Here is a 200-nt window from a genome sequence, read left to right on the forward strand (position 1 = left end):
GTCGCTTTGCTCGTCTGTTTTTTGATCTGGAGAGCCCGATGGGCTGAGAAATAGATACGAGTAGGGGCTCCCCTGTTGATGGGCGGGGGAGCCCCTTCTTGCGTTTGGGTTGTTGCTGCCAGCCTGAGGCTCGCCGGGATGGGCGCGGGGTTTGGTCGATCGCGAGTTCCGCACGAGCCGGAGAGCACTTAATGTGCTCT

The sequence above is a fragment of the Collinsella sp. TM05-37 genome (assembly GCF_003436455.1).
Taxonomy (GTDB): Bacteria; Actinomycetota; Coriobacteriia; order Coriobacteriales; family Coriobacteriaceae; genus Collinsella.